This is a genomic window from Phycisphaerae bacterium (genome assembly GCA_012729815.1).
In the GTDB taxonomy this organism is placed as follows: Bacteria; Planctomycetota; Phycisphaerae; order JAAYCJ01; family JAAYCJ01; genus JAAYCJ01.
This window is the reverse complement of the sequence record JAAYCJ010000322.1, coordinates 1-21,782: the sequence shown is the minus strand read 5'-3', so window position 1 is coordinate 21,782 and position 21,782 is coordinate 1. Positions and strand designations below refer to the sequence as shown.

Genomic DNA, 21,782 nt, shown 5'->3' with positions numbered 1-21,782 from the left:
GTCGCAAAGCCGCCTTACGGCGAAGGCGTCGAAACCGGCTGCGTAGCCGGCCCAAGAACGCAAGGGTTCTTCGCGAACGGGCGGTACAGCGGATCGCCGATCAGGATCATCCGCCACGAGTTGTACCGCTTGGTCATGAAGAACGCCTCGACCAGCGTGTACCTGCCCGACAGGAGCAGCGGGATGAACTCGCCGGGCGGCGGAAAGCTGTCCAGATAGGGCTCGTCGACCGGTCCGATCGTCGCCGCCGCTCCGGCCGCCAGCAGCTTGGGACACCAGAGGTTCTGCTTGGGGTCGTGGAGGCTCTGGGCCTCGAAGCTGGCCAGATGGTATGCCACCGCCCCGCGCACGAACGTGAACGACGGGACGTAGTTCCTCAGGCTGTACCACCCGCAGTAGAGGGCCGCCTGGTCGCAGCAGTTCGGCTCGAACACGGCAGGGCGGTCGTCCAGCACCACCGGCCAGTCCGTCTGCTCCTTGAGCCTGGCCGCCAGTCGGCGCAGGTCTTCATCGTACTCGTGATAGCCGTCCTTGTTGCGAATGCCGCGAGCGTCGAGATAGATCTTGCCTTCGAGTCCGGTTTGCTCGACGGCGAGGGCGTCGGCGATCATCCGTTCGACCACGTCCGGCATCGGGCCGTCCAGGCGCGCGGTCATGAACACCGGCTGCCACGCCTGGGCTGTCGTGTTTTCGGCCAGATGCGGGTTCAGCAGGTTCGGCACGCGGCTTGCCACCGTGTAGTCGCGGTGCATCACCAACGTCAGTTCATCGTCCACCGCCGCCGCCGACTCCGCCATGCTCAGCCGCGTGATGTCGTCGTGCAGCAGTTGCAGGACCAGCAGCAGTCCGCCGGTCTTCTCCGCCAGTCCGTAATACTCGTTGAGATCGCGTTCCCCAGGATCCTGGCGAGCCATTTCCGCCAGGCGAACCTGCATCTGCTCGATGGCCGCGGCCGCCTCCTTGTTCACCTGCCCTTGCTGGGCCAACTCGCCTAGACCCGTGAATCGCACCTTCAGGTTCAGGGCCTGGACCGTCATCTCCTGTCTGACCTGCGGGTCCGTCTCGGCCTGGATGCTTCGCTGCATCGCCGTTCCGGCCTGGATGAAGTGCTTGCGGAGTTTGTACATGTCCTGGGCAAACTGGGCCGGACGGCGAACGCCCGGCTGACTCTCCGGCACGTTCTGCTCAAGCCCCGCCAGCGCGTTGATTTCAACCAGAATCCGCTCGACCACGCCGAACGCCTGCTGGTAGCGCGGGGTCAGTTCATCAGCCAGTTGCTGCTGGGCAAACGTGGGCTTGACGCCCGCGACCTTCAGCGGCACGCCGTAGACCGTGACGATGACCTTCAGCCGGTTCGAGAGGTCCTGCTGCTCGATGAAGGCGCGGATCGGCGTGGCGATGCCGTTTTCGTACTGCTCGCGGCTGATCTGTTCGCGAAACGGGCACGGCAGGCCGAGTATCCGCTCGGCCGGGATCTCGCGGCCCGCCGCGTAGAGCTTGGCCAGTCGAAGCGAATCGGGCACGCTGCCGTTGGCGACGATCAGGACCTCATCCGGCTTGATCTCGCCATACGCCCGCGCGATCATCCCTCCAAGCACGGCGGCCGTCACCATCAGGGCCAGACGCCCTGTCGCGCTCAACTTCATAGCGTCCCTTTGGTGCTGGGGACCTGTCCGCGGGCCGGATCTCGCCGGGTGGCCCGGCCCAGGGCGCGGGCCGTCGCCTTGAAAATCGCCTCGGCCACGTGATGGCTGTTGCCTCCGCGGATCACCGCCACGTGTAAAGTGACTCCGGCGTTGTTGACCATCGCCCGCAGAAATTCCTCGACCAGTTCCACGTCAAACTCGCCGATCTTCGGCGACGGATAGCTTGCCGCGTACTCCAGGTGCGAGCGGCCTGAGATATCGACCGCGGCCTGGACGAGCGTCTCGTCCATCGGCACCGCCGCGTCCGCGAAGCGTTCGATTCCCGCCTTGTCGCCCAAGGCGTTCTTCAGGGCCGATCCGAGACAGATGCCGATATCCTCGACCGTGTGGTGGCTGTCAACCTCCAGGTCGCCCTTCGCCTCGACCGTCAGATCCCAGCCGCTGTGTTTGGCCAGGTGGGTCAGCATGTGGTCGAAGAACCCCACGCCGGTGACGACCTCGGCCCGGCCTTCGCCGTCGAGGTTCACCGTCAGCCGGATGTCCGTCTCGCGGGTCTTTCTCGTGATGTTCGCCGTTCGGCTCATGATCTCACCTCGTTCGTTTCGCCGCTATGCCAGAATCTCCCGCAGGGCCGCGATCAGGGCCCGGTTTTCCTGGGGCAGTCCCACCGTGATGCGAAGTCCGCGCCGAAGCTGCCCCTGGTCAAAGTATCGGACCAGAATGCCCCGTGCCTTGAGGTCCTGGTAGATTGCCTTAGCCGCCGGGCGAGCCCGCGTGGCCCAGACGAAGTTGGCCTGCGAGGGCATCACCGCGAAGCCCAGCTCGGTCAGGCGGTTGGTCAGCCAGGCCCGCTGGCGGCGGATCCGGTCCGCGTTTCGCCGCATGTACGACTGGTCCTCGACGGCTCGGGTCGCCAGTTCGATGGCCAGGGCGTCGCAGTTGTAGCTGTCCTTGATCTTCATGAGGTCTTCGACGATCGGCTTCGAGGCCACAGCAAAGCCGAACCGCAGGCCGGCCAGACTGTAGCTCTTCGAGAGCGTCCGACTGACAATGATATTCCCGTTGCGTCCGACCAGCGGCAGGCAGTTGGCTTCGGCGAAATCCACATAGGCCTCGTCGACCACGACCAGGCCCTTGAATCTGCGGGCGAATGCCTCAATTGCCGCCGGTTCTATCATCGTTCCGGTCGGCGCGTTGGGGTTGGCGATGAACGCCAGCTTGGCCCCGCTGGCCAGCAGGCCCTCAGCGGGAAGATCGAACCGCTCGCCGAAGGGCACTTCAACGACCTGGGCCTCCTGAATTCGGGCCAGGACCGGATACAGGCTGTAGGTCGGCACGGGATACGCGATTTTCTCACCCGGCTCGACGAAAGCGCGGACGATCAGGTTGAGCACCTCGTCGCTGCCGTTGCCGGCGAAGATATTCTCCGGGTCGATTTTGAACGTCCGGGCCGCCGCCTGCCGGAACGTCGTCCAGTGCGGCTGGGGATACTTGCGAAGATCGGCGCCCGCATACGACCGCAAAGTCGCCCGCACCGCCGGCGACGGCGCGTAGGGATTCTCGTTGGTGTTCAGCTTGATGACCTTCGTTCCCGGCGCCGGCTGCTCGCCGGGCACGTAGGGCTTCAGCTTCCTGACGTTCTGCCTCGCGAATTTCGACATCGCCTAATCTTCCAATCTCACCGTGGCCGACAGCAGGTGTCCCGGCAACTGCTCGACTTGCGTCATCGCCTCGAGCGCGGGATACACCCGCCGCAGTGCCGACCGATCGTACTTGATCACGCTGGTGTGGCGCATGAAGTCCATGACGTTCAGCGGGCTGAAGAACCGCGCCGTCCCGCCGGTGGGCAGCACGTGCGACGGTCCGGCCACGTAGTCGCCGACGGCCTCGCTGGTGAACGCGCCGACGAAGATCGCGCCGGCGTTCTCGCACCGCTGGGCCACCGCGTCAGGGTCTTTGGTCTGCACCGACAGGTGCTCCGGGGCGATCCGGTTGCTCAGGGCCACCGCCTCGTCCAGCGACTCCGTGACGACGATGGCGGATGACTCGTCCAGACACTTGCGCGTCGCCTCGGAACGGGCCGACCGCTGCAGCAGGACGTCGATCTGCCCGGTCACGCGCTGCGCCAACTCGCGGCTGGGCGTCAGCAGCAGGGCGCTGCCCGGCGCGTGCTCAGCCTGGCCGATCATGTCGGCCGCCACGAACCGGGCCTGGGCCGTCTCGTCGGCGATCACCACGATCTCGGTCTGGCCCGCGAAGCTCTCGACGTCGACGATCCCGAAGACCGCCTTCTTGGCCAACTGCACGTAGGTGTTGCCCGGCCCGAGAATCTTGTCCACCGGCTGGATCGTCTCGGTTCCCAAAGCCATCGCCGCGATCGCCTGGGCGCCGCCCACTTGGTAAACCTCATCGATGCCCAGCAGCCCGCAGACGCCCAGCATCACCGGATGCACCTGACCGCTGTACCGCGGAGGCGAAGCCACCCCGATCTGACGGACTCCCGCCACCTGGGCCGGAACCGCGGTCATGATCAGCGTCGAGAACAAGGGAGCCGATCCGCCCGGCACGTAAACGCCGACCCGGTTGATTGGCCGGTATCGGGTTCGCAGCTCCACGCCCGGCCGGACGATGCCCAGATTCGGCCAGACCTTCAGATGTTCCTGATAGCGCCGGACGTTGGCGATCGACAGCTCGATGGCCGACCGCAACTCGGGCTCCAGATCGTCAGCCGCTTTGGTCAGGACCGATCGGTCCACCCGGATTTGCTCCGGCGTGAGATTGGCATTGTCAAACCGCTGCGTCAGTTCGCAGAGGGCCCGATCGCCGTCGCGGCGCACCCGGCTGATGGTTTCCTCGACCGCCGCCATCTCCTGCCGGCGCTCAAACAGCAGTTGCTCCGGCAGGAGGGGGGCTCGAAGCCGGCCGAACTGCGACTCGAAATCCTGATCGCCTGTATATAGCACTCGCATGGTATGTCGCTCCCGTTTGTTGGGAAAAGGAAAGTGTACCGAAGACAGGCAGGGTTTGCACGTCAATCCCGGCGCACGCGGACGCTGAGGGGAATCATCAACCGGGTACGCCGCGTCCGGACCAGACGGCGCTCCTGCCACCACGGATGGCGGGGGCTTCCCTCGTCAATGCGCCCGCAGCGGCCGATACCCGCAGAGCAACGCTCCGCCGATCACGGCCAGGATGGTCAGCAGTCCTGTAACCGGGCAGGTGGCGCCCGGGATCAGTTCATCGGTCGGCTCGCTCTCGTTCGGATCCTTCGGGACGGCTGGGGTATTCGGCTCGACCGTTTCCGCCATCGCCACCGCCGGGATCACCGAGATCGCCAGCGGCGCCCGATAGACCTGTCCATTGATCGAGTACTGGGCGGTGAGCGTGGCCGTCGTCTCGGTCACCACGCTGCCCGCCATGAAACGTCCCGGCGCCAGCATCTCGCCGGCCTCCGAAGGCGTCGCCGACCAGACCGACAGGCTCGTCACGTCTTCCGGCTCGGTCTGGCTGCCGGTGAAGTTCAGGATCGCCCGAAGCTGGATCACCGAACCGGCGACGACCCGGCGAGGGCCGGTCACGAGCAGCCCAGCGATCTGACGTGAGGACGCCGAGGTCTGAATTTGCTTCGTCCGCTGATACGCGATCTGGTCCTCGTCGTTGACCAGCGTGGCTCGAATGGTGAGGGTCTTTTCCGTCGCGTCGGCATCGACCATCAGCGTGCCGGGCCGGCCGGTGTCGAACCGGGCGTAGTCGCGCCCTTCGAGGATCTCCCAGATCACGTCGCGGGTGTAGTTGCGGGTCGTGCCGTCGGGCTCCATGAAGACGGCTTCATACTGCACCGACGAACCGGGATCGATCTGGTTGCCGCCCTGGATCGCCAGCGGGGCGACGTCCGGGTCGTTCCTGACCACGATCACCTCGTCCGCCTTGTACTGCGTATCGTTCTCTTCGTAGTAGACCGTTACCGTTACCTCGCGATCGGCGGGCACCAGCGAGGCGTTGAATTTGCCGGCTGTCCGCGTGTCGAAGGTCCCGTACCGCAGCGGCCGGACCAGCCACGTCACGTCCTGCGTCAGGTCAACCGTCGTGCCGTCCGCGCGATGGCCGGTCGCCTTGAACCGGGCGGACGAATGCTCGTCCACCTCGATTCCTTCCTCGGTCCCGCTCGCCAACTCGATGGTTACCGCAGCCAGCGAAGCCGGCGTCACCTCGGCGTACTCCAACGCCCGATGCACGTTCAGGCGGCCCGCTCCCAAGCTGCCCGCGTATCCGGGATTCTCAGCGTCGATGTTGTCGGCGCTGCTCTTGAGAATCTCTTCAATCTGCTTCCGGCTGAAGTACTTCGGCGGCGACATCGACCGCCCGTAGCCCAAAACCAGACCCGCCGCTCCCGCCACATGCGGAGCGGCCATTGACGTCCCGGTCCAAAAAGCGTACGACTGATTGGGAAGCGTGCTGAGGATATCCTCGCCGGGAGCCATCAGGTCCACCCACGAACCAGAGTTCGTGGCCGGCACCCTCTGATCCGCGGGATCAGTAGCCCCGACGGCAATCACTCCGTCGAACGCCGCGGGATACGCCGTACCGTACCAGTACAGAAGACCCTGCGGGATATCCAACTGGTCCGGGTCGGTCCTGAACTCGTTGCCCGCCGCAGCGACCATGACCACATCGCGGTCAAGGGCGTAGTCCACCGCGCCCAGTACAGAAGTGTCCGGGAGATTCGACCCGAGACTCATGTTGACGACTTCCGCGCCGTTGTCCACGGCGTACACGATGCCTTCCACGATGTCTTCCGTCGGCAGCATCGCCACGGTATATCCGACGTAGATGGCTGAGTTTGGGTCGTTCGGGTCCTCGAACTCCTCTCTCACAATCATGCCGGGGTGGACGACGTTGACCGCCATGATCCGTCCGTTCCACATCACGCCGGTCATGTTGGTGCCGACCTTCTCGTTATTGGCCACGGCGCCGATGATGCCGGCCACGTGCGTTCCGTGGCCGTGGTCCAGCAAGGATTGAGGGAGGGTCTCCTGAGGATCGCCGGACCCCAGATAGGTATTGCAGCCGTAGACATCGTCGATGTATCCGTTGTGGTCGTCGTCGATTCCGTTGCCCGGAGCCTCGTTGACATTCACCCACATGTTCCCAACCAGATCGTCATGGGTGTAGTCCACGCCGCTGTCCAATACCGCCACCACCACGCTGTCGATCCCACTGAAGATATCCCAAGCCATGGGACAGACCGTCTTTTGCAGGCCCCACTGCAGGTCGAAACTCGCATCGTTCGGCAGCTTGCAGAGCTCAAACAGGTAGCTCGGCTGGGCGTAGATCACCGCCTCCAGCCGCGAAAGGATCGCCACCACCTCCAGGACGGGCATCCCTTCCGGCAGGGTCAGCTTGAACAGCCGGTTGACCTGCCGGGCGGTGTGGTCCGCACCGACGATCTCCTCCACCGAAAGCGGGGCCACCGACGCCAAAGCCTCGGCGAGCGGCGCATTATCGGAGGTGACCACGCCTTGATCCTCAAAAATGCTCACGCCAAGCTGCGTCCTGACCAGCACCGCGTTGGCGGTAAAACCGACCGGATCGGCTTGCTGTTCGTCGAGGTTTTGAGCCACGGCTGGGAGGGTCAGCATCGCCAAAAGGAGGGCAGGGATCAGGGGCAGGAAAAGGGACTTGCGATACACCTTCGTACCTCCATGCTCGGGGTTACTGCCAAGGTCTTAAGGGCCTGCACTTACAAGGACTTACTGGCTTGTATAGTATCATACTATCTGACCCGGCACAATGTTTCAACAACAAACCTGTTGGACTTTCCGGTCCCGCCCGGTATCCTATCATGGCGAAAGGGATCTGACCATGAACGACACCGCCGCAGACAACGTCCAGGGCGCGCTGACCCGCCTCGCCGACCAGATCACCGAGGCGTTCGCCGCCGAGCGGAATCTGGCCCTGATCGGAATCCGCTCGCGAGGCGACATTCTGTCGCGTCGATTGTCTAAGGCCTTGGCGGAAAAGGGCTTGCGACCAAGCAACCACGGCGTGCTGGATATTACCCTCTATCGTGACGACCTCGACCAGGTGGGCGGTCAGGCCCGGGTCCGGGCCACCGAGATCGATTTCGACATCACCGACTGCCTGATCGTTCTCGTTGACGATGTGATCTTCACCGGCCGGACCGTGCGGGCCGCTCTCGACGCCCTGATCGACCTGGGGCGGCCCCGGGCGATCCGCCTGGCCGTCCTGGTGGATCGCGGCGGCCGGGAACTGCCGATTCAGCCGGACTTCGTCGGACTGAAACTGCCCAGCGCCGAAGCGCACGTCCAGGTGCTCCTCAAGGAGACCGACGGACAGGACCGGATCATCTTGCGGGACTAGGAAACTGAATGTCCAGCACCACAACAACACAAGAGAAGTTCATCTGGAATAAACGCCACTTGCTTGGCCTCGAGGAACTCTCGCGAGACGAAATCCTCCACATTCTCGACACGGCGGAGTCCCTCAAGGACGTCTCGACCCGCAGCGTCAAGAAGGTTCCAGCCCTCCGGGGCAAGGTCGTAGTCAACCTGTTCTTCGAAGACTCCACCCGCACCCGCGTCAGTTTCGGCTTGGCCGCCAGTCGCCTCAGCGCCGACGTGGTCGAATTCTCAGCCAAGGTCTCCAGCGTGTCGAAGGGCGAGACGCTGCGGGACACCGCCCGTAACATTGAGGCGATGGGGGTCGATGTGATCGTCATCCGCCACTCCGCTCCGGGTGCGCCGCACTACCTGGCCCAGTGCGTCGACGTGCCGGTGGTCAACGCGGGCGACGGGGCCCACGAGCACCCGACCCAGGCCCTGCTCGACATGTTTACCATCCGCGAACTCAAGGGGCGTCTGGACGGCCTGAGCGTCGCCATCGTGGGCGATATCACCCACAGCCGGGTCGCCCGGAGCAATATCTGGGGCCTGACCAAGCTCGGGGCCAGGGTCATCCTGGTCGGCCCGACCACGCTGGTCCCATCCGCCATGCGGGGCATGGGAGCCGAGATCGCCCATAATTTCGACGAGGTCATCCCGAATGTGGACGTGATCAACATGCTCCGCGTCCAGCGCGAGCGGATCACCTCCAATGTCTTTCCCTCCGTCGAGGAGTACACCCGCCTGTTCGGCCTCAACGCCGAGCGCCTCAGCCGTGCCAAAAAGGACGTCCTGGTCATGCACCCCGGTCCGATCAACCGCGGAGTCGAGATCACCAGCGGCGTGGCCGACGGGCCTAACTCGGCCATCCTCCGGCAGGTCACCAACGGTCTGGCCGTGCGGATGGCCGTGCTGTTCCTGGTCAGCGCCGCCCATCCCAAGTCATGAAGTCGATCCCGCCCATAGGGTTCCGAACTGAAGTTCGCGTTTTTTGCCGCATGCGGCGCCTGCGTCGTTGACAGCCGAAAGGGACGGCTCTAGAATCGCCTTCAACGAGGGTGATATCCATACGGTTTGGCTTCATTCGGAGGATCTGCCATGGCGAAAAACGTAATGGAATTCAACCGGGACAACTTCGAGAGCGAGGTGCTCGAATCGGACGTTCCCGTGGTCGTCGATTTCTGGGCTGAGTGGTGCGGACCGTGCCGAGCCCTGACCCCCATCGTCGAGCAGTTGGCCGGCGAGGTCCAGGGCAAGGCCAAGGTCGGCAAGGTGGACATCCAGTCCGAGCGCAGCCTGGCCACCGACCACGGCATCACCTCGATCCCGACCATTATCATCTTCAAGGACGGCGAACCGGCCAAGCAGTTCATCGGCTTGACCTCGCTGAAGGACCTCAAAAGCGCCGTCGACGCCGTCGCCTGAGACGGTTCAGTGTTCCCGAAGAATATGGAAATGCCCGCTCCGCGATCCGTTCGGAGCGGGCATGTTTCGTTTTCTCCGCGAGCGGGCGGCTACCGATCCGAGACCACCAAGTCCATCGGCGCCGTCGTCGAGCGGATCTGCGGGTTGTAGTATTCGTACACCGTCGAGACCGGAGCCTGGGCCCTCAGCGGGTACTTGGCCCGCAACTGATACTCGATCATGATCGGCTGGCCCGGCCTGACCTCGCGCAGATAGATGATGATCTGCCGCCCGGTGGTCGAGTACTTCTCAATCGTCTTGTCCTCGACCAGCTTGTCAAGCTTCTGGGGCATCAGCGTAAAGCCCGGAGGCAGGCCCAGATCCACGATGACCATCCTGGCCGTCACCGGCCGAAGGTTCCGCACCGTGGCCGTCACGTTCACCACGTCGTCAGCGGCCAGGGCCGTCCGATCATAAACCAGATCAATTGCCATCGGTTCCTCGCCATGCAGGACCGGCCCCTTGGGATGCGGCATGTAGTAGCGCCCGATCGCCTGGTACATCAGCGGGGCCTCGCCCTCGACCAGCAGTTCGATCTCGTTATCGCCGTCGCGCGTTCGGTCCGCCATATCCACCAGTTGCAGCACGTCGCGGTTCGTCTCGTCGATGGTCAAAACCGCCGCCTCCTTACCGTTGATCCGCACCGACACCGTGGCCGAACCCGTGCCGCCCGCATCACGCTCCGCCATCAGCATCGCCCGCAGGGCCTGCACCGTCGCCTGCGTCGAACCCCACGCGCCGGACGCATCGCGGGTCTTGGCCAGATACGTCACCGCATTGCTCACGGTATCCAGGTGCTTGCCGCAGCGGATCATCGCTTGGATCGCCAGTCCAGTGGTCTCGACGTGGGCCGCCTCGCCCGTCCCGTACGTCGGCGTCGCCGATTGGCTTTCCCACCAGACCATCCCATCCTTCTCGATCCGCATCTCATGCAGCGTGGTCAGCGTATCGAGCGTCGTCTTATCGTCCGGCGCCACCGCGGCCAGGGCGTTGGCCACCAACACCCGGGTATAAACGTCCGCCTTCATGTCGTCCAGGTGGTTGCGGATATAGCTCAAGCCTTTCTCGACCTCCGGCCCGCGAGAGCCCGTCGCCGCCAGGGCCCACGTGATGTACGCCGTGTTCCGCAGCAGGTCGCTGGTGAATTGGTTGATCGCCCCTTCCTGAATGCCGCCTTCGCTCGGCTTCCACGATCCGTCGCCCTCTTGGCACGACGCCAGCCACCGCTGCGTACGCTGGATGACCGCCGGGTCAACTTCATAGACCTCGGCCATGTCGACGAACTCCATCAGGCCGTACGCGGTCAGAATCTTGTGGGCCGGCGGATTGCCGAACCACTCGAACCCGCCGCCGTCCACCTCGAACGACAACAGCCGCTGGTAGCCCTGGTTGATGAACCCCTCCGCCTTCATCTGAAGCTCCGGCGTCACCTTGCCCGTCGCCTTCATGTAATCCAGGATCAGCACGTTGGGATACGTCACCGACGAGGTCTGCTCGAAGCACCCGAACGGCATCCGCAGCATGCCGTCGAGGCCCTCGACCACCTGCGAGAGGATGCCCGGATAGACCTTCACGAAGATCTTGCTCGCCTCGTCCACCGCCTCGGGCGGAACGGCGATCGTGTGCTTCAGGTTGCCCGTCAGCCGGCCGCTGTGGTTGACCACGACCTCGCGGCCGTCCGGCGCCACCTCGACGCTTCGACGCACCGCGTCGCTGCGGCTGGTCCCTCGCGCGGTCACCATGAACTTGCGGAACCCGACCCGCCTGGCGGTAATCGGGAAGTGCGTCACTGTCACCTCGCCCGGACCCAGCGTGACCGTCTTTTCCGCTGGGCCGTCCAGTTCAAACCAGTCCTCCCGATCGACGGTCAGCCGGATCGACTGGTCCTCCGTCAGATAGTTGTAGATCGCCACCGGCACGTGGACCTGGTCGTTCTGCGTCAGCCGGACCGGAAAGTCGATGTCCACGAAGAATTCCTGGAACACACGGATGCCGGCGGTCGCCGAACCCAGTTCGCCCGCCGCCGATGACGCCATGCACGTCAGCCGCCAGGTGGTGATCGAGTCGGCCAGCGGAACCGTCAACTCCGCCAGGCCGCCGCCATCGGTGATCACGGCGGGAGCGAACAGCAGCGTCTCCGGAAAGTACTCCCGCACCCGAATCGCCGGAGCGGGCTCGGCGGTTGTCGCCGCCTTGACCTCGGCTGCATCCATCGGCATCGCCGCGTTCCGTACAGCCTCGAGTTTATCTTCGACGACCATTCCCCTCTCCACCCCGAAGAACAGTCCGCCGCCGCCGAAACGGCCTCGCATGCGTCCCTCGCGGCGCGCCCACGGGCCGGGAAATTCCACGTCATCGACCGTGTCCCACTGGCGGTCAATTCCCGCCGAAACGAGCGAAAAACCTCGCTGCCACGGATTCTCCGTGTTCGCCTGCATCTCCACCCGCATCAGCGTTCCCCACGGATCGGTCAACTCCTCGCGGGTCAGATACTTCTCCGCGATCAGCAGTTCGGCGTCGATCCTCTTCGCACGACCGCCTCGTTCCGCCTGCTTCTGCCCGAGCCGCCACGCCTCAGCCGTGATCTTCTGGAACTTCGGCATCAACAGCCGCAACATCCGCGCCTGGAACTCCGACATGCCGGCTTCGCCTTCGCCCTGCACGACCTCCAGCGTGTGCTCGCCGGTACCCTGGGCCGAGGCCAGCAGCACCCTGGCCGCCGCGTCGCGATGGGTCGGCGGCTCGTCCGTCCCCATCGGCCGAAGGCACCCCTCCAGGTTATACCCGTGAATTTCATGCCGCGGCGTGGCGATCTCCTTTTCCAGGTAAAAATACACCTTCTCCAGCCCCGGCTGCATTTCCTGCAGGGCGAACACCGCCTCGTCCACCACCATCACGCCGAGGGCCGAGGCCACACCCTTGCCCGCTTTGTTTTTGACCCGGAAGGTCAGTTTCGCCTCACCGCCCGGCAGGTACGACTCAGCGTCGCCGCCGATCTCGACCGCCAGATCGTCCGCCGGATCGACCACCACCAGCCGCCGGTCGCGCGTCGTGATCCCGTCCCGCCCGATCAGGTACCCGCTCACCTGGACCGTCCCGGACAGCCCCGCGTCCACGCCGATCCGCGTCTCCGCCCGCCCGTCGCGAAGCTCCAGCGTTTTGGTCAGATACGTCTGGCGGTCTTTGATCAGATCCACGTACACTGAGCCCGTCTTTCGCGTTGAGACCACCGAAACGGCAAGCTCATCGCCCACCCGAAACAGCGCCTTGTTCGTCCGCAATATGAGCGTGTCGCGGCCGGGCGTCTCCTGCGGCTCAAGTTCCACCGTCACCTGTCCGCGATGGCCCTGAGCATCCCGCGCGGCAAGGGTCACCGTGCAAGTCTCTCCCTCTTGCGGCGTCAGCACAAACTGCCCGAACCCCGCTTCATCCGTCTGGATCGGCGCCGATCCACCCGCCTGCGGCTGGCTCACAACGTCCACCGTCGCCTCAGCCGGCGTGCCGTCGGCGTAGGTCGTCACCACGTACACCCGGTTCTCCAATTCCGGCACGAGCTTTCCGCTCTCCGGCACCGCCGCGATCAGGATCGGCGCGTTCGTAACGGTGACGTTGCGGGTGATCGTCTCCTTGTGGTCCGCCGTGTCGGTCACCTTCACCTCGAACTTGACCGACGCCTTGCCCTGCTCCAACGGCTGGCCCACGAAATGCTCCGGCAGCTTCACCTCGAACGCATAGTGCCCATTCTCATCCGTCTTGCCCTCGATCTGTTCGAAATCGACGTATTCGACGTCGAACTTCGCGCAGGCGATTGCGACCTTCCCGCCGGCCACCGGCTTGCCGAAGAAGTAATCGACCTGGATTTCTCCTTTGACGGTATCACCCGGCTGATAGAACTTCCGGTCGGTGGTCAGATCGACCTTGAACTTCGGCAGAACGTACCGATCCACCGTCACCGTCTTTTCCTGCTTGGCCCCCGCCACGATGGCCCGGATGCGGTAGGGACCCATGTTCACCTCGTCCGCCAGAACAAAGTCGGCGTGGGCCACCCCATAGGCGTCCGTCGTGGCCTTCCGCTTGAACACCTTGTTGCCCTTGGCGTCCTCGACCTCAAACACCGCTTCGGCCTCCGCCACCGGCCGCCGATCCGTCCGCGAGAGCGACAGCGACCGCATGTGCACCGTCTGTCCCGGCTGATAGAGCGGCTTGTCGGTCACCAGCAGCGTCTGGACCGAACTGCGGATCGATACCGGCTGCTCGACGACCTCCCCAGAGCTTTCGGTCGAAACCTCCACCCGCAGCGTCGCCTGTTCAACCTCACGATCCGGTGTTTCCAGCACCGCCAACACCTCGCCCTGCTTATCGGACGTGTAGGATTTCTCCGAGATGGCCGTATCATCACTCATAAGCTGGACTGATACATGCGCGCCCTCGACCGGTTTGCCCACCGCCTCATCACGAACGAGTATCCGCACCGTCGGATGGGTTCCCGCCACCAGTTCCCGCTGGCCCAACACGGTCACCCGCAGCATTTCTCTGATGAAAAGTAAGCTCTTTTGCTCAAACTCCCGATCCGAGGCGAATCGATACCGAACGTAGTAGTCCGCCAACTCGCCTTCCCCGATGTGGCATGCAAACGTGACCGAAATCGTCCGGCCGTCGTGCGGCAGCGTCACCTTGGCCACCAGCCGATTGTCGTCTACCCGGTGGATCCCCGCCTCCAGTTCGCCCGCCGTACCGGCAGGGGGGGTGAACCTGACGATCAACTCATCGCCCGAGGCTTGGACCAGTTCGGCCCGGCCCGCCTCAGCCGAGGGATGGCCCAGCGTCCACCAGCCCAGGACCAGAACCAGGCAGCCCGCTCCCGCAAATCCCGTCCGCAGTGTCGCTTTCGCCATGACGCCGGCCTCCATGTGCTCCAGAAAGTACCCGTTTCCACAGATTAGACGCCCACCTCACATCGAAGTTCCCGCAAACTCAACCGGCGGCACCCGGCTTCCGACGCAGTTTCGTCGTACACATTCCTGGCTCGTTTCCTGCGTTTCTGTGGAAATCCCTATCGGCGTCTCTGCCTGCGCCCCCAAAACCGCCGATTTGCCTCCACCGTATTCCCATGCTATCTTTACCCTGCGGGGACACGCCGCGTCCCCGCTCGCGCGTCGCTTCGTGCGACGTTTGACAACTCAAGACACGCCCAGCCGCGGGGCTCGGCAAATGTCACAATTTGTACAAAACCCGCGCAAGCCGCCGGGCTGCTCCCGCGAAAAACCGTTCCCCGACAAAACGTACGCTTTGTACAGAAGGTACACGCCTCTTCCCTGATTCCCAGGTCTTCTCCGCGTGGTCCGCGTGCTCCGTGCCGCCGTCCTACTCGCAGTAGATCGCGTAGATACGGGCGTTGCTCAGCCGCACCGTCAGTTGTACCGGCTCATGCTCATCGACCGCATGCAGGTCCAGGGGAAGCTTGATGCCTTCCCGGTTCTCGATCGCGCAGCCGCCGATCACCTGACACCCTCGCTTGCCCGTCAGTTCGACCTCGACCTTTCCCCAACGCGCCTCCGCGTTGAGGTACAATTGCTTGCCCTTCGGCAGCCGCATTGGCTTCGTGGTCAGCTCCCCGCCGTCGAAACTGGCCTCCAACGAGGCGAACCGATCCAACGGCAGCGTGGCCAGACCGATGGCCGACCAACTCGGCCCGCTGTCCGGACGGGTCCGCTGGGGCTCGTAGCCGCCGTGCCGGTACGTCCGCCCCGAGTAGTAGAAGCACATCGTCTCGCCGACGATCAGCGGGCGGTCGGATACGGCCTGGTTGAACCGGTCCCACTCGCCCGGCCCGCCCAACGCAATGAACTCGTCGCGGTGGCGATGGCACGTCACCCGGTCGTGGCTCCACGCCAGGTGCGTGGTGACGATCTCCTCTTCAGCGTGCTGATAGTGAAGCTGGTAGACGCCGACCAGCGTCCGACCGCGAAACCCGACCATCATCGAGTAGATGTTCGTGTTCGGCGGATCCTTGCGGTCCGCCCCCATCACCTCGACGGTCTCCGACCAGTCCTTCAGGTTCGGGCTGCTCTTGAGGCACACCGTCCGATGCCACGGATCGTAGGTACGAAACCGCCGCGCAAACGGCCGCTCGCCGCGGAAATACAGCAGGTATTCGCCGGTCTGCGGATCGCGGACCATGTTGTGCCGGTCGCCGTGGTAGGGCGAGGTGATGATCCCGCCTCGCCGCCAGCGGACGCCGTCGGCCGACCACGCCAGACCATAGTTCTTATCGTGGTCCGGCAGCAGGCTCTGACGCGTATAGGTCATCACGTACCGCTTGCTCTTGGCCGCCTCCGGGTCGATCAGCACGCTGCCCAGCTCGATGTAGCGCTCTTTGCGATCTGATCTGAAAAGCTGGTTGGTCTTGACTCTCTTCCCGTCGATCCTGGCTGGGAGCACGTCGAACCCCGGCCGCCGCCAGCGAATCCCGTCGTCGCTCTCCGCCAGGGCGGTGGCCGGCATCGAGTCTTTGCCCGATTCCTCGAACCGCGTCGCGAGGTACCACATCCGATAGCGATTGACGATCGGATCGAACCGCACCGAGCCGAACAAAAAGAGCTTGGCCTCCCATGGCGTCTGGCCGCTCTCCAGCAGCGGATTCTCCGGGTGCTTGGCCGGCTGATGGAACCGCCGCGTCACGTGCTCGCTTCCAGCCAGGTACTGGTCATCGACCAACAGCAAAACTTCGGGAAAAACCGCTGTCGCCGCCTTCATGCCGCCATCTCCTGTCATCCGTTGTCCAAGCCGATCCGATCGGTCTACCGCAGTTCTGACGCCGGCACTTGTTCCAGCGGCGTGAACGCATCCGGCTGCGGCGTGCGGCCGAGCATCCGTTCGAGCGACTGATGGCTCAGCAGCAGCGCCCGCGGCAGGTGATACGGATCCTTGACCGGCAGGGCGACCACCTTGGTAATAACCTGCCCCTGGCGGTCAAGCCGCTGATACCAGTCGCCCCACGGACTGCGGTGGTGCTTCATCGACCATTCGAAGACCCGCTCGTACCACTGGCTCGCCCATTTCTCCCGCGTCAGCTCGTAGATCAGGATCAGGGCGTAGAGGGCTTCGGTGTGCGTCCACCAGAGCTTGCAGTCGGCGTTGTCGAACACCGGGCTCGGCTCGCCGGTGACGTGATCGATCCCGTGAAACAGGCCGCCGTACTCCTTGTCCCAGCCGACCTCGAGCGCCTTGCGGACGATCTCGCAGGCCGTCAGCATCTCGTCGCTCAGGCCGCGACGCTTGGCCCAGTGCAGCAGGAACCACGACGACTCGATGCTGTGGCCGGGGTTGACGATCCGGCCCTCCGGGGCGTCGATCTCCTGGCCGTCCCGCCGGATGTTCTCGAGAATCAGCCCGTACTTCGGCTTGTAGTGCAGATCGAGAATTCGCCGGGCCGCGTCGTCCACCGACTGCGTGATCTGGGGATCGTCCACGCTGCGCTCGAATTCCTGTCCCGTCTCGACGTAGATCATCGAGACCCCGTGGGCCCGACATCCGGGCGCGACGTGGTAGGGCCAGACCGCGTCGAAGTCCGGCTGAATGCTCCGCTGATAGGCCGCTTTGATCGTCCGGTATGCCAGCCTCAAGGCGTCCAGATCGCCGGTGGCCCGGTAGTACTCCGTCATGCCGTAGACCACGAAAAAATCGGCGTAGATGCTGACATGGCCCTCCTGCGTCACGCCGTCGCGGGTCGTGCGGTAGACCCAGCGGCCCTCCTCGTCGCGCCCGGCGCGTTTGAGGAACTGTGCCCCCAGCCGCGCCGCCTCCAGGTACTTCGGATCGCGATCAAGCCGGTTGTAGACCGTCGCGAAGGTCCAGAGCCCGCGCCCCTGCGACCAGATGTACTTGTCGGTGCTGATGAGCTTGCCGTCGTTGTCCAAACAAGTCGTGTAGCCGCCGAACTCGCGGTCCACCGCGTGCTTCAGATAGAACGGCAGCACGTCGTTCAACAAGTGGGAGCGATAGAAGCTCGACATCTCCTGAAGTTGTGACTTGTTTTCCATCACCGGATGCTCCATTGAGAGTGCAGGTTCCACCTATTCTACCGGCCATCGCCGCTGGGCCAATTGATTTTCATGAATCGTAAATCTTTTCCCCGAAAGGCCTTGACGCACATCAAGCAGCCGCCCCCGCCGGTTTGCCGATGAGTCGTTTGGGCTGGTGCGGTATCAGTTGCCAAACAGAGTTCCTTGCAGGAGGACGCAAAGATGGCCAAAAGAATGCTGGTTCTGGTGTCGCTGGTCGTGGCGGGTATGTGTTCGGGCTGCTGCCTGGGCCCGGATGTTCTCGGCTGGTGCGCCAATTTCCTCGGCGGCAGTTGTGGTTAGTCGCGAGTAACCACGCCAAAGGAGGGTCGGCAAACTCGGACAAGACGCCGAGTTTGCCGGCTCCTGCTTTTGGAGATTCCGCCCTACGCCTCCTCGATTCGTTTGGCCGCCTCCCAGCACGCCACGTCATGTCCCGGCCGCACTTCCACCAGCGGCGGCTCCTCATACTGGCATCGCGAGCCCGTCGCCTGACACAGCTCGCACCGCGGGTGAAAGCGGCACCCCTTCGGCGGATCAACCGGATTCGGCACCTGCCCGGGAATCGTCTTGAGGTCCCCCTTACGCCGCCCCAGACGCGGCAGCGCATCGAGCAGCCCCCGCGTGTACGGGTGCAGCGGATGCTCGAACAGATCGTGCACGTCCGCCCGCTCGACCACCTTGCCCGCGTACATCACCACGACGTAGTCGGCGCTCTGGGCGACCACGCCCAGGTCGTGGGTGATGAACAAGACGCTCATGTGCATCTGCTTCTGGAGCGAGTTGAGCAGCCGCAGGATCTGGGCCTGGATCGTCACGTCCAGGGCTGTGGTCGGTTCGTCGGCGATCAGCAGGTCCGGCTGGCAGGCCAGCGCCATCGCAATCATCGCCCGCTGGCGCATGCCGCCGGAAAGCTGGTGCGGATAGCTTCGCAGCCGCTCGGCCGGTTCCGGAATGCCGACCTTGCCCAGCAACTCGGCCGCCAACTCGCGGCTTTGCCTCGACGAGAGATCCTGGTGAAGCCGGATCGCCTCCACGAGCTGATTGCCGATCGTGAACACCGGATTCAACGCGGTCATCGGCTCCTGAAAGATCATCGCGATCCGGTCGCCCCGGACCGCCCGCATCTGCCGCTCCGAAAGCCCCAGAAGGTCCAGGTCGCCCAGCCGGACCCGGCCGCCCACGATCCGACCCGCCGGCTTTTCCACCAGCCGCAAAATCGACAACGCCGTCACGCTCTTGCCGCACCCGCTCTCACCCACCAGGGCCACCGTCTTGCCCCTGGGCACTGAAAAACTCACTCCGTCGACCGCCCGGGCCACGCCCTCCTCGGTCTGGAAATACGTCCGAAGGTCCTCGACAACCAGATCCTGCCCGGCCTTGGCGATCATCAGCGCCCCCTCAATTTCGGGTCCAGCGCGTCCCGCAGGTCGTCGCCGAGAATGTTCAGGGCCAGCGAAATGAAGAAGATCGCCGCCGTCGCCGCCGCCAACTGCCACCAGACCCCCTGGGCCAGTTCCAGGCGGGCGTCGTCGATCATCACACCCCAACTCGGCGTCTCCTTGGCCCCAAGGCCCAGGAAGCTCAAGATGACCTCCACGTGGATGAACGAAACGAACCGCAGCGAAAAATCGATGATCACCAGGTGGAACACGTTGGGGAGGATGTGGCGAAAGATGACATAGAAATCCGTCCCGCCAAACGCCTTGGCCGCGGTGACGTAGTCGCGTTCCTTGTGTTTTATCACTTCCCCGCGAATCAGCCGGCACAGCCCCACCCAACTGGTCAAGCCGATCGCCAGATAGACGGCTGAGAGGCCCGAGACCCGGTCCCGCAGCACGAACGCGAACGCCAGGATCAGCAGAATCCCTGGGATGCTCTCCAGCGTGCTGTAGAGCCACACGATCAATTCATCGATCCGCCGGCCGAAATACCCGGCGATCGCCCCCAGCGGCACGCCGATGGCAATCGAGATCACCGACGCCAACGCTGCCACCGTCAGCGACGTCTTAGCCCCGTACAGCGTCTTGCGCAGCACCGACTGGCCGAAGATATCCGTCCCCAGCGGATACTCCCAACTCGGCGGCTCGTAGCGCGGACCCACCGGCTCGCGCCAGTCGGCGGCCAGCCATCCAGCCGCCACCGCCAGGGCCACTGCCACGTACAGGCCGATAATCCCCAGACAGACCAGGGCCAGGCGGCTTCGCCTCAGACGCCGCCACGCCACCCGCCACATTGACTGCGGCGGCAGACTTACGGTTATGGTTCCGGTTTCCACCTGCGACAAGACGATTTCCCAACAGCCACTCACGCCGACGGCCGGACCTCCGGTATCCGGTCTTCCCACATACGCTATTTTATGCTTTCCGGTTCGCTCCGCAACGCCATTTCGATGGCCAATCCATCCCGTGTTGCCAAATGAAATGCTCCATAAGACCTCATAGTATAATTACTTACAGTAATACAAGTGAAATATTCGTACGCCACGTGTTCTGGCAAAAAGCCGGAAAAATTCTGATGACATTTTTGCGCGGTGCCGTTATACTGGACTTGTCGCTGAGGCGTGACCCGCCAAGTGTCACGTTCATTTCTTCAGGGTTGCCTGGAATGGGACACGTCCTCACGACCAGATCGGACGGTTCAAGCGAGGTGGAAAGACACGTCGATCAGTATGCTGGTCAGAATTATGGCAACGCTCTGGGAGGGGATTGCCAGATGATTGCAGATGAATTCACTCAGTTTGACTGCCGGAATAGTTCCCGTGCCCCGCCTTGTTGTATCTCCCGCCGGATCGATACCTCGTGAGCGATGGGTGTCGATCACTTCCGCGCCCACCGAGGTGGTGCGGTGTCTGCCCTGCGGGCAGGCCTCTTTTGTGGAACAACTCCACACAAAATGAATGACTTCAGGTAGGAAAGGAAGAGCACTATGAAAAAGTTACTGGCACTTGTGCTGATGGCCAGTTTGGCCATGACGGCCGGCGCGAGCGCGATCACGGTCGATGGCGTGATCGGCACCGGCGAATGGGACGGCTACATCGCCACCGACCCGGTTGGCGAGGCTCCTCAGATGGATATGAGCCGCTGGGGTATGAAGGTCGAGAGCGGCACCCTCTACTGGTTCTGCGAACTGGGCGAGGGCGCGGTCTGGACCGACTTCCAGGGCCCGTTTACCGGTGGTTGGCCACCGTCCGCCGGCACGTTCCCCGGCCTGTGGATTGACGCGGACGCCAAGACCACCACGTACATCGCCGATGGCGGCTTCCCCAACTGCGCCGACGACGACAACAAGGCCGAGTGGGGCGACCAGGGCGCCAACAACCATCGCGGTATCGATGTGAACCTGGAGCTTGGCATCCTGGAGGACTGGACCAATGGCGCTATGACCCAGCCGAACGGCGAAGGCCCCGGCGGCGCCTGCCTCAACTACTGGGGCACCGCTGGAACCGTCAATAACATCGGCGCCACGTCGACCGGTGGCGCGTGGTATTCCAACGGCGCCGTGCTTGAAGTCGCGGTTCCGGTGTCCGAGTTCATCGCTGCTGCTCAGAGTAGCGGTTCCGGCGCGATCGTCGGCGACTACATCGTCGCGGCGGTCGGCGTCCAGGGCGATGACTACGACGGTCCGATCACCTGGGGTTACGATGTCGGTACCCCGACGGCGATCGCCATTGGCAGCACGCCGCTGCTCGGTGGCGATGCCACGCTCGACGGAGCCGTGACCGCCGGTGACCTGGCGATCCTGGCCGCCAACTACGGTGCCGCCAGCGCCGCGAGCTGGAGGGCGGGCGATTTCAACCGTGACGGGGCCGTGACCGCCGGCGACCTGGCGATCCTGGCCGCCAACTACGGCAGCGTCGCGGCTCCTCCGGCGGTGACTCCGGAACCGGCGACGCTGGGTCTGCTGGCGTTGGGCGTGCTGGGCCTGCTGCGGCGTCGGTAGGGTGTTGTGAGAGTCCGCGGCGGCCGGTCGGCCGCGGCGGCTCTGGCAGTATCAAGTGCGTGACGAAGAACGAACGTTAGAGAAAACTTAAAACGAAGGAGAATTCAAATGCGAACGATTTTGACGTTGGTGGCGGTATTGGCCCTGGCCGCGTCGGCCTCGGCGGCGATGACGCTGGACTGGACGATCACCGAGCCGAGCCCCGGCCTGTATAAAGCGGTGGGCACGCTGACCGCGGATGCGGGCAAGACGGTCAACGCGGTCGA

The 21,782-nt window shown here is 64.0% G+C and carries 15 protein-coding genes; 5 read left to right on the top strand and 10 right to left on the bottom strand.

Translation table 11 applies throughout. From position 1 onward, the window contains the following. Nucleotides 1–14: 14 nt before the first annotated feature. The 5 genes from GXY33_21240 to GXY33_21220 all read right to left on the bottom strand — a co-directional run bounded on the left by GXY33_21240 (nt 15) and on the right by GXY33_21220 (nt 7,336). Nucleotides 15–1,646, bottom strand: a complete 1,632-nt coding sequence (locus tag GXY33_21240) for a TIGR03790 family protein (protein ID NLX07671.1) — start codon at nt 1,644–1,646, stop codon at nt 15–17. Continuing rightward, the gene (gene hisB, locus GXY33_21235; GenBank protein ID NLX07670.1) at nt 1,643–2,230 is read right to left on the bottom strand and encodes an imidazoleglycerol-phosphate dehydratase HisB; all 588 of its coding nucleotides are present in this window, start codon (nt 2,228–2,230) and stop codon (nt 1,643–1,645) included. Before hisB ends, GXY33_21240 begins: the two co-directional genes overlap by 4 nt. Nucleotides 2,231–2,254: 24 nt before the next feature. Then, entirely contained in the window at nt 2,255–3,307 is a 1,053-nt protein-coding gene (locus tag GXY33_21230; GenBank protein ID NLX07669.1) for a histidinol-phosphate transaminase, read from the bottom strand. A gap of 3 nt (nt 3,308–3,310) precedes the next feature. Further along, nucleotides 3,311–4,615, bottom strand: a complete 1,305-nt coding sequence (gene hisD, locus GXY33_21225) for a histidinol dehydrogenase (protein ID NLX07668.1) — start codon at nt 4,613–4,615, stop codon at nt 3,311–3,313. Nucleotides 4,616–4,780: 165 nt separating this feature from the next. Next, nucleotides 4,781–7,336: a S8 family serine peptidase gene (locus GXY33_21220; protein NLX07667.1), complete on the bottom strand. Its 2,556-nt coding sequence runs from the start codon at nt 7,334–7,336 to the stop codon at nt 4,781–4,783. 172 nt (nt 7,337–7,508) lie between these two features. Here GXY33_21220 and pyrR point away from each other — a divergent pair, with 172 nt between their 5' ends. From pyrR to trxA, 3 genes are all read left to right on the top strand, one after another. Next, nucleotides 7,509–8,027, top strand: a complete 519-nt coding sequence (pyrR, locus tag GXY33_21215; protein NLX07666.1) for a bifunctional pyr operon transcriptional regulator/uracil phosphoribosyltransferase PyrR — start codon at nt 7,509–7,511, stop codon at nt 8,025–8,027. 8 nt (nt 8,028–8,035) lie between these two features. Next, complete coding sequence (locus tag GXY33_21210) at nt 8,036–8,995, top strand: aspartate carbamoyltransferase catalytic subunit (GenBank protein NLX07665.1); 960 nt, start codon at nt 8,036–8,038, stop codon at nt 8,993–8,995. A 150-nt stretch (nt 8,996–9,145) separates the two neighbouring features. Then, nucleotides 9,146–9,472 carry a thioredoxin gene (gene trxA / locus GXY33_21205; protein NLX07664.1) on the top strand — a complete coding sequence of 109 codons (327 nt, stop codon included), beginning with the start codon at nt 9,146–9,148 and terminating at the stop codon, nt 9,470–9,472. A gap of 89 nt (nt 9,473–9,561) precedes the next feature. Here trxA and GXY33_21200 read toward each other — a convergent pair whose 3' ends face one another. The 5 genes from GXY33_21200 to GXY33_21180 all read right to left on the bottom strand — a co-directional run bounded on the left by GXY33_21200 (nt 9,562) and on the right by GXY33_21180 (nt 19,810). Then, nucleotides 9,562–14,406 carry a hypothetical protein gene (locus tag GXY33_21200; protein NLX07663.1) on the bottom strand — a complete coding sequence of 1,615 codons (4,845 nt, stop codon included), beginning with the start codon at nt 14,404–14,406 and terminating at the stop codon, nt 9,562–9,564. A gap of 469 nt (nt 14,407–14,875) precedes the next feature. Further along, complete coding sequence (locus GXY33_21195; GenBank protein NLX07662.1) at nt 14,876–16,267, bottom strand: hypothetical protein; 1,392 nt, start codon at nt 16,265–16,267, stop codon at nt 14,876–14,878. A 44-nt stretch (nt 16,268–16,311) separates the two neighbouring features. Continuing rightward, entirely contained in the window at nt 16,312–17,553 is a 1,242-nt protein-coding gene (locus GXY33_21190; protein ID NLX07661.1) for a hypothetical protein, read from the bottom strand. A 407-nt stretch (nt 17,554–17,960) separates the two neighbouring features. Then, on the bottom strand, nt 17,961–18,965 hold the full coding sequence (locus tag GXY33_21185; GenBank protein ID NLX07660.1) for an ABC transporter ATP-binding protein: 1,005 nt from the start codon (nt 18,963–18,965) through the stop codon (nt 17,961–17,963). After that, entirely contained in the window at nt 18,965–19,810 is an 846-nt protein-coding gene (locus GXY33_21180) for an ABC transporter permease (protein ID NLX07659.1), read from the bottom strand. Before GXY33_21180 ends, GXY33_21185 begins: the two co-directional genes overlap by 1 nt. Nucleotides 19,811–20,502: 692 nt before the next feature. On the opposite strand from GXY33_21180, the gene GXY33_21175 reads away from it, so the two are divergent. Beyond that, nucleotides 20,503–21,516 (top strand): PEP-CTERM sorting domain-containing protein, encoded by a 1,014-nt coding sequence (locus GXY33_21175; protein NLX07658.1) that lies wholly within the window; start codon nt 20,503–20,505, stop codon nt 21,514–21,516. A gap of 108 nt (nt 21,517–21,624) precedes the next feature. After that, nucleotides 21,625–21,782 (top strand): hypothetical protein (locus GXY33_21170; GenBank protein ID NLX07657.1); only part of this gene is annotated, 158 nt, incomplete at its 3' end.